The sequence below is a fragment of the Streptomyces sp. NBC_01257 genome, from assembly GCF_035917255.1.
In the GTDB taxonomy this organism is placed as follows: Bacteria; Actinomycetota; Actinomycetes; order Streptomycetales; family Streptomycetaceae; genus Streptomyces.
The window spans coordinates 7,407,397-7,418,102 of record NZ_CP108472.1 but is presented as its reverse complement, the minus strand read 5'-3'; the positions used below and the strand labels follow the sequence as shown (position 1 = coordinate 7,418,102).

The following is a 10,706-nucleotide window of genomic DNA, read 5'->3' as shown; positions in this document are numbered from 1 at the left end:
TGTCGATCGGAGAGAAATCACATGGCTCGTGTCCTTGCCGTCGCCGGCAGCCCGACCGCGCACTCCCGTACGTCGGCAGTGGTCGAGGCCGCGGCCGCCGCACTGGCCCGGGCCGGGCACCGGACCGAACTGCTCCGCGTACGCGACCTGCCCGCCGCCGCGCTGACGGGAGCGGACCCGGGCGCCCCCGGGCTGCGCGAGGCGGCCGAACGGGTCCAGTGGGCGGAGGTGCTGATCATCGGCACTCCGGTGTACAAGGCCGGCTACTCGGGACTGCTCAAGTGCTGGCTCGACCTGCTGCCCCAGGAGGCCTTCGCGGGCCGCTCGGTCCTGCCGCTCGCCACCGGCGGCACCCTGGCCCACTCACTGGTGGTGGACTACGCGCTGCGTCCGGTCCTGATGTCGCTGGGTGCTTCGCACATCGCCAGGGGCGCCTTCTTCGCCGACTCGGACGTGGCCGCCGGGGCCGAGCAGCCGCTGGCCCCTTCCGCAGCGGCGCGCCTCCAGAGGTGCCTGGGTTCACTGGAGTTGCGGCTGGAACAGGTGGAGTCCGAGCCGCTCCCGACGGGGTGAGACGTCGCTTCGCCCCTACGAGGCCCTCGTCGACCGCGGCGGGGGCCTCGGGAGAGGCGGGAGGCGGAGCCGGTCACCGGAACCGGCCGGGCGCGAACGCCGACAGGTCCACGGTGGTCGGCTGCCCCAGGGCGAGTTGGGCGAGTGCCTCCCCGATGCCCGGGGCGAACTTGAAGCCGTGCCCGGAGCAGGCGCTCGCGTAGACGACACCCTCCCGTTCCCCGGACCGTCCGATGAGGAAGCTCTCGTCGCGCGACATCGTGTAGACGCAGGACGTCGCGCGTCCCGTGCTGCGCACGCCGGGCAGCAGCCCGCGGATCGCCGACCACAGCTCGTGCCGTTCCGCCTCGGAGGGCGGGCGTCTGGCCTTGTCGACGTCCAGGGGCGTCAACTGCCGGTTGTGGAAGCCGAGTTTCAGTCCGCCGTCGGCTCGCCACCGCGGCAGTCCGTAGACGAGCGCGCCGTCCGTTTCCTCGTGGAGGAAGACCGGGAACCGCCCGGGCTCGTGCGCGCGCCCGTCGGTCTCCGCCACGTCGAGTTCGTAGACGGGGATCCGCATCGGTGTGACCAGGTGGCCCGTCTCGCCGGGCAGGAAGCGGTCGATCCAGCCGCCCGTCGTCAGGACGACCGCGCCGCAGCTCACCTGCCACCCGTCGCCGGACACGGTCGTGGAGCCGCCCGACGTGCGGTGCAGTGCGCGTACCGTCCGGCCGTAGGCGAGGTGCGCTCCGTGCTGGACCGCCTGTGTCACATACCCGAGCCGGGCCCGCTCGGCGAAGAGCATCAGCGCGTCCGGTTCGTGGACGGCCACCGCGTCCTCGGGGACGCGGAACGCGGGGAACCGGTCGGTGATCTCCCGCGCGTCGAGGAACTCGTGCTCGATGCCGCAGCGTTGGGCGGTCTCGCGCGAGCCCTGGACCAGGGTCGAGTCGCGGGAACCGATGAAGAGTCCCCCGGTCTTCAGGGCGATGGTGTCGGACGTCGCCTCGCCGAGCTCCGCCCAGCCGTCGTAGGACCGCTGCAGGAGCGGGGCGTACTGCTCGCCCTCCCAGTACGCCCGGCGGAAGATCCGGGTCTCGCCGTGCGAGGAGCCCATCCCGTGCACCGGCCCGTGCGCCTCGATCCCGAGGGCCTTCACGCCCAGCCGGCTGAGCCGGGCGAGGGCCGACGCCCCCATGATGCCCAGCCCGACGACCACGACGTCGTAGGTGCCCCATGTGGTGTCGTCCGCCGTGGCGGTGCTCATGCGAGCTGCGAGGGTTCGAGGGGCTGCGGCTCCATGGGCGGCGTCTCCAGGTCCTGCGGTTCGAGCGGCAGGGGGGCCAGTGCCTTCACGGTGACCTCGGTGATCTCGTAGAACCAGTGAATGGTCTCGCCCTTGGCGCGGTACGTCGCGGCGTAGTCCCTGCGCCCCTGTTCGAACTGGTCCAGCAGGGAGTGGCGCATTTCGAGCCACTCGTCCGTATAGAACAACAAGGGGAACTCGACGCGTTCGAGAAGCTGGGAGTGCAGGGCCAGGCCGCCCGGCGGCCGGTGCGTGGAGCGTGAGGAGTCGAAGATGTCGGCGATGCCGAGCAGGGAGTTGAGGCCGAGGACGGCGCGGCCGTTCTCGGCCAGGTGCTGTGGGAGCTGCTGGAGGAACCGCAGCAGCACGCTGTCCCCGTAGAACATCGCCTCCAGGTTGAGCGAGCTGCGCCGCTCCCCCAGCTGCGCCTTGAGGACGTCGGACGGGGCACGCCATCCCGGCGGGTTGAAGACGATGAGGTCGAAGAGCTGTTCCCGGCCGGTCTCGGGTCCGGCGAAGAGGTCGCCGTGCCAGAAGTCGATGACGGAGTCGCCGAAGTTCCGGAGCTCGTTCTGCCGGGCGGTCGTCACGGCCGAGGCGCAGATGTCGGTGGCGGTGACCGACGTGGCGCCCAGGCTGCGCAACAGTAGGGCGATCGCGCCGCTTCCGGTGCCGAGTTCGAGGATCCGGCCGGAGAGTTCGCCCGGGGTCAGGTTGCGGACGAGGTGGTTGCCGAGTTCCAGACCCGCCCGGCTGACGTGGAACGTCTCGTCGCGGTGGAAGAGGCGGAAGCGGTGGCCCTGCTCGAAGCACACGTCGTACGTGTCGTCGGGCCGTTCGGGCCGGGCCCCGGAGTCGTCGGTTTCGTGCGGTCCGTCCTCCGTCACCATCGCCGTCACCGGCTCATGACGGAGGCGAGCTCTCGCGAGCGCCGGGCGGACGCCGCGAGCGCGGCCACGACGGAGCCGCCCAGGTCGGCCGCGTCGAAGGCGGCGATGCCCCGTTCGGTCGTCCCGTTCGGTGTCATCACCTCGTGGCACAGCTGCATGGGCGGCTTGCCGCTCTCCTCGATCAGGGCCGCGGTGCCGGCGAACACCTGGACGGTCATCTCGCGGCTCGCCTCCTCGCTGAAGCCGCGTGAGACGGCGAAGCGGCAGAAGGCGTCGACGATGTAGCTGACGAAGGCCGGGCCGCCGCCGCAGAGCGCCGTGGCGTCGTCGACGAGTTCCTCGGCGTCGACGCGCAGCACCTTGCCGATGACGCCGAGCAGCGCCTCGGCCCGGGCGACCGTGTCCGCGGACACCTCGGCGTCCGCGAAGTAGACGGACATCCCCTCGAACACCTCGGACGGGGTGTTGGGGATCGACCGGACGACCTGGGAGGTGTTCAGCGCCGCGGCGATGGAGCGGGAGGTGAGTCCCGCCATCACGGACAGCACCGGTGTCCGTGGGGTGAACCGGTGGCGCTCGGCGTCCGCGAAGTCGGCGAAGACCTGCGGTGGTACGGCGAGGGTGACGAAGTCGCCCTCGGCGATGTCCAGTTCGCCGGTCACCGTCAGGCCGTCGTACTCCGCGAGCGCCTTGCGCCGCTCGGCGTCGGTGTCGACGACGACGATCTCGGGACCGGGCGGTCCGCCGAGGAGGCCGCGGGCGATCGCGAGTCCCATGTGTCCGCATCCCACGATGATCAGGCGCGTGACGGTGGCCGGACACGTGGCGTCGGACGGACGCGTGGCGGTGGTCATGACTGAGCCCCTTGGTGACGTAGTTCCGGGGTGCCGCGAACTGGTCGAGCAGACGTCCCGAATGACGGCATGTCTGTTGGTTGCACGTGAGCAGGTCCTCGGATCGGCCGGGCGGCCGTTAGACGCTCTGCCCGGCCGGGACCGGCGCCGGCTCCTTGTGGAACGGCGTCTCGACATCGGAGACCGTCGTACGGTGCAGGACGCGACGCTGCGTCAGGTCGTAGGGGCGGCCGCGGTGCATGGTGCAGCGGTTGTCCCACACCACCAGGTCGCCGACGCTCCAGCGATGGGTGTAGACGAACCGTTCCTGCGTGGCGAACTCGACCAGTTCCTCAAGGAGTGCCCGGCCCTCGTCGACGGGCCGGCCGATCACGTGCGAGGCGTGCGAGGCGAGGAAGAGGCTCGTGCGGCCCGAGGCGGGGTAGAAGTCGACGATCCGCTGCGGCACGGGCGGCAGCATGGTGGCGATCTCGCTGTTGAATCCGTCGAAGCCGGACTTGCTCCGCGAATGCGCGATGCTGTGCTCGGCGAGAAGACCTGAGAGTTCCTTCTTCCGCACGTCCGGCAATGCGTCGTAAGCGGCCCTCAGATCCGCGTACTGCGTTTCTCCGCCGACCTGCGTCACTTCGCGCGCGGAGAGGAGCGAGCATTTCGACCGGATCGCCTTGAAAGAGCTGTCCGTATGCCACATCTGGTTTCCCAGATTGTATTTCGTGAGCCGGTCCTCGGGGTCCAGCAGCCTACCCTCGGAATCGAGGTTGGATATATCGGTGAACTCATTGCGGAGCCGCAGCGCCTTGCCCGCGTAGTTCGGCGCCTCCTCAAGGGGGCCGAAGTTCTGGCTGAAGGTGATCTGCTGCTCGTCGGTGAGCTCCTGACCAGGGAATACGAGCACCGCGTGGCGCTTGAAGGCCGCATCGATCTCGGCGAACACGCCGTCCGCGAGGGGGCGGGCGAGATCGACTCCCGTCACATTGCAGGCGAAAGAGGAATGGAGGGACTCGAGCGAGATCGCCATGTACATCTCCTGGGAATCAGAATGTCATACCGACGCTGTAAAGCCGGGTTTACGCTACCACGCACTTCCCTTTCGGGGTAGCGCTCCCTGAAAGATGCAAGAGAAAGCGTACGGTGCGGTAGGCATTGCACTGCGCGACCGAATACGGAGCCGCCGGATCCACGCTCCGACTACAGAACACGACGGTTCGATAAATGCGTCAGCTTTACCTGGAAGCGGTTTTCCTTTACTCGTTCAATGGAATTCTTCAGGGGCCGGTGTGCGCGGCGGCATCGGCGCACGTCCGCTCGACGGCATCGCCGAACCGCGCGCGCTCCTCCGGTGTCAGGGCCGAGAAGCAGGGCACGATGATCTCCCCGGTGAGGGCCTCGGCCTCGACGCGCCGCTCCCGCACCTCGGCGGGATCGCGGAAGGGGCCCCTGTACCCCATCCGTTCGGCATAGCCGGGTCCGGTGCGCGGGGGTGCGTGGGTCGCGGCGAGGATCGCGTCGAGCGGGGTCAGGCCGTGCGCCAGGATCGCGGCGATGTGCGCGGCGCCCCGCAGCTCCCTCAGCAGATGCAGGGTCAGCGCCGCTCGCGCGGGCGGGGAATCGGGGACGGGGAGCTGCCGCCACCCGGCGAAGAGGGTGCCGAGTGCGGCCGGGGCCGCATCGATGATCCGGCGGCCCAGTACATCGACGGCCCCGAGCGTCGCGGGGTCGGAGCCCGCGAGGACCCGGGTCCCCCAGCCGGTGATCACGTCCCGGTAGCGGAGCGACACCTCGTAGTGCGTCAGTCCCTCGGGAACGCCGGACCAGGCCGCGCGCACTTCGTCGAGCGGCTCGAACGCGATGGCCGCGGCCGCGACTTCGGCCGGGCAGCCACCGAGTACGCCGGCGCGGCCGACGACCCAGAACTGGCTGCCGGACTTGAAGCCCAGCTCCACGCCGTAGGCATTGGTGGAGTCCGCGAGCATCCAGGCGCGGCTGAACCCCTGGATCGGCTCCTTCACCCGTTCGATCGTCTCCGTGGCTGAGGCGCTCGCCATCTCTTCCTCTCCTGTTGCTGTTCGTCGTCGCCCGCCTCCGGCGGGGCAGCGGGCGGCACGGTTCTCCGGTGCGGTGTGCGCGGCGGTCCGTTCGGTTCAGCCCGGGGCGAGCCAGCCGGTGAGGATGCCGGCGAGGCGGACCAGGTCCGCGACGGCGACCCGCTCGGTGTCCTGGTGGGCGTCCTCGATCGAGCCGGGGCCGAAGACGACGAGCTCGTCGGCCAGGCCGGAGTAGCGCAGCGCGTTCGCTCCGAACGGTGCGACGGCGGGGGCGGTTCCGGCGGCCCGTGCCAGGTACTGGACGAAATCGCTGTCCGGCGGCTGGTAGAACGCGGGCGATCCGGCCCGGCCGTCGGGGGTCCGCGGCAGGAGCGAGGTCACCTTGCAGGGGACGGGGCAGGCGGCTCGGGCGATGTCCGCCAGCCGGGCCAGGACGTCGTCGGGGTCCTCGCCGGGGACGATGCGCCGGCCCACGGTGACCGAGCAGCGCTCGGGGATCACGTTGCTGCCGGTGCCGCCGGAGATCTGGGTGACGGACACGGTGCCGTTGCCCAGTTCGGTGGCGGCGGGCAGGGCTCCGAGCCGCTCCTGTTCCGCGACGAAGGCGGCGATCACCGGTGCCATCGCCTCGACGGCGTTCGCCCCCAGGTCGGGGCGGGCCGAGTGGCTCGCGGTGCCGTGCGCGGTCACCTCGACGAGGACGAGGCCCTTGAGGCCGTGGACCGGGCGGAATTCGGTCGGTTCGGCCACCAGCATCCGGTCGATGCGCAGGCCGCGCTGTTCGGCCCACGGTCTGAACCGGGTCGCGCCGACCAGCCCGCCGGCTTCCTCGCCGACCGAGCCGACGAGCAGGAGGCCGTGCTCGGGGCGCAGACCGGCACGGTGCCAGGAGTCCAGGAGGGCGAGCAGGACGCCGAGGGTGGCCTTGGTGTCCAGCGCCCCCCGGCCCCAGACGCTGCCGTGCTCGATGCGCCCGTCGAAGGGCGGGTCGGTCATGCTCTCCACGGTCACGGTGTCGGTGTGGACGTCCACCACGACGAGCCGGTCGGACCGGCCCCTGAAGAGCCCGTACACATTCGGCCGGCCGGGCAGCACCTCGTCCAGCACGACTTCCCGCGCCCCCGCCGCCTCGCACCGGGCGGCGAGCCGGGCCGCGATCGCGCCCTCGCCGACCGGGCCGTACTCCTCGGCGCGCGGTCCCGCGTGGAGCGGGTTGACGCTGGGGATCCTGACCAGTCCGGCCACTTCCTCCGCCAGCGTCCGCGCGCCTACGTACATGACGTGATCACCACGTGTCCCCCAGGTTGTGACAGGAGGGCCCGGATCTCCGGGCCCTTCCCGCGGACGGTGGACCGCCGGACTGCGCCGGCCGGACGGTCCTGCTGCGGCCCGGTCGGGCCGGTGCTGTCAGGAAGCGTCACCGAGTTCGTACAGCCGGGCCGCCAGGTCGAACTGGGCCTGGGTGTCGATGTCGATGGTGAGGTTGGTGGCGGTGTGCCACATCGGCCGGCCGCTGACGAGGCCGAGCGTCGTGGCGACGTGCCGCGTCATGATCGAGCAGGTGAAGCCGAGCTGGTAGAACGTCGGCAGTTCCTGCGAGGGCCGGTGCCAGGAACCGAACCCGAAGCCCATGGGGTTGAAGTTCCCGTCCAGGAGGTAGTCCCGCATCGGGTAGACGACGGTGATCGAGTCGGCCGCCGAGGTGTCCCTGGAGTTCCAGCTCTTGACGACCGCCTCGTGCTCGTCGAAGAACGGGTCGGTCGCGTGGCACCACATGACGTCGTCGTCGTCCGGGAGCTGCTTGCAGACCTCGTTGACCACCGACTGGAACGGATAGGAGTTGTCGGTGAGGTGTGCGGCCCGCGGCAGGAACGTGGCCCCGTACTCCTCGGCCAGGGCGCGGGTCGACTCGTCCTCGGACGAGATGTACACCTCGCCCGGCTCGGCGATGCGGGTCAGCTTCTCGGTGAGGATGCCCAGCAGCGACTTTCCGCGCGCGAAGTCGCGGTAGTTCTTGTCGGGCACCCGGGTCGAGGAGCGCTTGGCGGGGATGACGAACTTCATGATCCGCTCCTGTCTCCCCGGAGGGAGTCCTTTTCCTGGGGAAGCCGGTGCCGGAGTTCCGTCACCAGTTGTTCGGAGACCGCGCTGAGGGGAAGCCGGCACTCGGGCGACTGCACGAGCCCCTGGTCCGCCAGCCAGACCTTGAGGGGGGCGGGGTTGGGCTCGCCGAACAGCAGCGGGATCCAGGAGCTGAGCGCGTTCCAGTGCTCCAGGGCCGCGGCCGCGTTCCCGCCGCGCAGCTCGTCGAAGACCCGGACGAACGACTCGGGTTCGATGTGCGCGGCGGCGAGGATTCCGCCGGCTCCGCCCAGCGCGACCGAGGCGAAGAACAGGTGGTCCTCGCCGGTGAGGACGGCCAGCCGGTCGCTGCCCTCGCGCAGCAGCTCCAGGGACTGCTTGATGTCGCCGGAGGAGTCCTTCACGCCGACGATGTGCGGGTGCCGGTCGGCGAGCGTGAACAGCGAGTCGTTGTGGAGGTTCACCCCGGTGCGGTACGGGATGTTGTAGACGATGACGTCGCGGTCGGTCTCCGACACGACGGCGTCGAAGTGGGCGATCAGTCCGCTCTGCGAGGGACGGTTGTAGTACGGGGCGGTGACCAGGTACCCGTCGACGGGCAGCCTGCCGCTGCGCCGCACCGAGGCCGCCACGTGCCGGGTGTCGTTGCCGCTCACCCCGAGGTAGAGCGGGAGCGATCCCTGTACGCAGGAGGCCACCAGCTCGACGATGCGCTCGGCCTCGTCGGCGTCGAGCACCGGGGACTCACCGGTCGTGCCGAGCAGCACGATCCCCGCGATGCCCGAATCCCGGTAGCGGGCCAGGAGTTGTTTGACCGACGCGTGGTCGACCTCGCCGTCGAGGAAGGGGGTCACCAGCGGGAGGTACACGCCGCCCGGGCGCGGATGATCCATCGTCACGTCACAACCTCTGGCTCTGGATGGCTAGTCGGACATCGGCCTTTCATGGCGCACCGTCGCCGGGGGTGTCGGTCCGCTGCCGGGCGGGCGGCGGGCCGGCGGCTCCCGCGGCGTCCGTGACGATCCGCTTGAACGCGTCGGCGTGGGCACAGCCGGCCGACGCGCCGTTCCCGCGCATCCGGTCGGTCACCCACTGGACGTCCGCCCGTGGGTCCTTGGACGTACGGAACTGGCTGCGGTGGGTGAGGACGGCGGCGACCTTGCGCTCGGCGGACCGGCTGACGTCGACGAACAGGTCGGCGTGCTCGTGGCCCGGGACCCACACCTCCGCGACGCGGTGGGCGGGCAGCCCCTCCGCCAGGAGTTCGGGGAAGGCGCGCGGGTTGCGGGCGAAGGGGTAGACGGCGTTCAGCGCCGCCTCCCCCACGGCCAGGTGGTCGGGGTGCGAGGCGCCGACCGGGAATTGGAGGGAGCGGAGCGGCTGGTGGGTGAGCACGAGTTCGGGGCGGTGCCTGCGGATCTCCCGGGTCAGGGCCAGCCGGAGCGCGGGGGTGTCGGCGAGCGTGCCGTCGGGGAGGCCGAGGAACACGACCTCGCTCACCCCCAGCGTGCCGGCCGCCTCGCGCTGTTCCGCGTACCGCGTCGCGACCAGTTCCGCCGTGGGCTCGTCGGGGTCCTCCCCGCCCTGGGCGCCGTCGCTCACCACCACGTAGACGACCTGGGCGCCCTCGTCCGTGAGACGGGCGACGGTCGCCCCGAAGGCGAACTCGGCGTCGTCCGGATGGGCGGCGATCACCAGCACCCGGTGGAAGGCACGCGGCAGCGGCAGGAGTGCGGCGGTGCCGGGGTCGGTGGGTCTCACGGGGCGCTCGTCTCCAGGAAGTAGGCCTCGCGGATGTTCTCCAGGCGGGAGAGGACCTCGCCCTCGTCACCGGCTTCGTAGAAGACGAGTCCGGGGCTGGTGGAGGACGTGAGGTCGGCGGGGATCACATCACCGACGGCCATGGTCATCCGGGTGCCGATCACCCCGGGGAGGACCGCCAGGTCCGCCTCGGGGACGAGCCGGGTGATGCGTCCTGGCCTGGTCGGGAAGTCGGCGTTGACCACGACGTTGTCCCGGTGCCGCGGCTCGCAGCGCGGGTCGCGGCCGATCGAGGTGTCGAGGAACGCCTGCCAGATGTCGATGCCGTACTGCAGCCGGAGCGCTTCGGGGATGCCGCCGCCGGCCGGGCGGCAGGCCACCTCGCCGACGAGGAGTCCGTCGGGCGTCTTGAAGAGCTCCAGGTGGGTGACGCCGGACCGCATGCCGAGGGCGCGGACGACACGGGCGTGCAGGTCGAGTGCCGGGGCGAGGTCGGGGTGGTCCCCGGGGAGGAAGTAGGAGCCGCTGAAGTTGTCGATCTGGCCGAGCAGGGGGGTGAAGTACCGTGCGGCCGCGGCGAATCGAACCTCTCCGTCGTGCACCACGCCGTCGCAGTGGAGTTCGGCGTCCATGGGGACGAAGCGCTCCACGATCAGGGGGATGCGGGTGCCGCGCAGCGAGTCGGCGCGCGGGGACGCCGCGAAGTCGTCGAACTCCTTGCGGGAGGTGAACGTGACGACGTCGAGGCAGCCGCCGCCGAACACGGGCTTGACCACGCAGGGCCAGCCGACGCGGTCGGCGGCGTCAGGCACGTCGTCGAGGGCGAGGACCTGGGCGAAGTCGGTGACGGGCAGTCCGGCGTCCCGCAGGCGCTGCTTCATCAGGTACTTGTGGGAGAAGCCGAGGGCGGACTCGTATCCCAGTCCGGGCAGTCCCAGGGTGGAGCGGATGTAGCCCGCGGCGGCCTGGCTGAACTCGACGGGGGCCACGACGTGACCGAACGGGGCGCGGCGGGCGATGGACAGGGCCGCGGCGTACACCTCTCCCGGGTCCTGGATGTCACCGACCTCGACGGTCTCGACGGAGTCGGGGAAGCGGTGCGGATGGCCGGTCTCGGCGATCACCGTGACGCGCTCCATTCCGGGGGCGTCGAACAGGCGCGCCGGCATGGCGCGGCGGCGGGAACACAGGACCAGGACGTGCGGCGTCACGGAGG

General features: G+C 70.9%; 11 protein-coding genes. 1 reads left to right on the top strand and 10 read right to left on the bottom strand.

What is annotated here, in order from left to right; genetic code table 11:
- Positions 1-21 precede the first annotated feature (21 nt).
- Positions 22-573 (top strand): NADPH-dependent FMN reductase, encoded by a 552-nt coding sequence (ssuE, locus tag OG408_RS32375; protein ID WP_266784617.1) that lies wholly within the window; start codon positions 22-24, stop codon positions 571-573.
- A 73-nt stretch (positions 574-646) separates the two neighbouring features.
- On the opposite strand, the gene solA is transcribed toward ssuE, so the two are convergent.
- From solA to OG408_RS32325, 10 genes are all read right to left on the bottom strand, one after another.
- Complete coding sequence (gene solA / locus OG408_RS32370) at positions 647-1,819, bottom strand: N-methyl-L-tryptophan oxidase (RefSeq protein WP_326673358.1); 1,173 nt, start codon at positions 1,817-1,819, stop codon at positions 647-649.
- Positions 1,816-2,748: a class I SAM-dependent methyltransferase gene (locus OG408_RS32365; protein ID WP_326673357.1), complete on the bottom strand. Its 933-nt coding sequence runs from the start codon at positions 2,746-2,748 to the stop codon at positions 1,816-1,818. Before OG408_RS32365 ends, solA begins: the two co-directional genes overlap by 4 nt.
- A 5-nt stretch (positions 2,749-2,753) precedes the next feature.
- A complete protein-coding gene (gene proC, locus OG408_RS32360; protein WP_326673356.1) occupies positions 2,754-3,602 on the bottom strand; it encodes a pyrroline-5-carboxylate reductase in 849 nt (282 codons plus the stop codon).
- A gap of 118 nt (positions 3,603-3,720) precedes the next feature.
- Positions 3,721-4,620, bottom strand: a complete 900-nt coding sequence (locus tag OG408_RS32355) for a TauD/TfdA dioxygenase family protein (RefSeq protein WP_326673355.1) — start codon at positions 4,618-4,620, stop codon at positions 3,721-3,723.
- Positions 4,621-4,867: 247 nt separating this feature from the next.
- Positions 4,868-5,647: a helix-turn-helix domain-containing protein gene (locus OG408_RS32350; protein WP_285564568.1), complete on the bottom strand. Its 780-nt coding sequence runs from the start codon at positions 5,645-5,647 to the stop codon at positions 4,868-4,870.
- Positions 5,648-5,743: 96 nt separating this feature from the next.
- A complete protein-coding gene (locus OG408_RS32345; RefSeq protein ID WP_266784605.1) occupies positions 5,744-6,925 on the bottom strand; it encodes a M20 family metallopeptidase in 1,182 nt (393 codons plus the stop codon).
- Between the two features lie 129 nt (positions 6,926-7,054).
- The gene (locus OG408_RS32340; protein ID WP_266784603.1) at positions 7,055-7,711 is read right to left on the bottom strand and encodes a cytidylyltransferase domain-containing protein; all 657 of its coding nucleotides are present in this window, start codon (positions 7,709-7,711) and stop codon (positions 7,055-7,057) included.
- A complete protein-coding gene (gene dapA / locus OG408_RS32335) occupies positions 7,708-8,622 on the bottom strand; it encodes a 4-hydroxy-tetrahydrodipicolinate synthase (protein ID WP_266786547.1) in 915 nt (304 codons plus the stop codon). The genes OG408_RS32340 and dapA overlap by 4 nt, the downstream gene beginning before the upstream one ends.
- Before the next feature lie 49 nt (positions 8,623-8,671).
- Positions 8,672-9,490: a PIG-L deacetylase family protein gene (locus OG408_RS32330; protein WP_285564566.1), complete on the bottom strand. Its 819-nt coding sequence runs from the start codon at positions 9,488-9,490 to the stop codon at positions 8,672-8,674.
- Positions 9,487-10,701, bottom strand: a complete 1,215-nt coding sequence (locus OG408_RS32325; protein WP_326673354.1) for an ATP-grasp domain-containing protein — start codon at positions 10,699-10,701, stop codon at positions 9,487-9,489. The genes OG408_RS32330 and OG408_RS32325 overlap by 4 nt, the downstream gene beginning before the upstream one ends.
- Positions 10,702-10,706 lie beyond the last annotated feature (5 nt).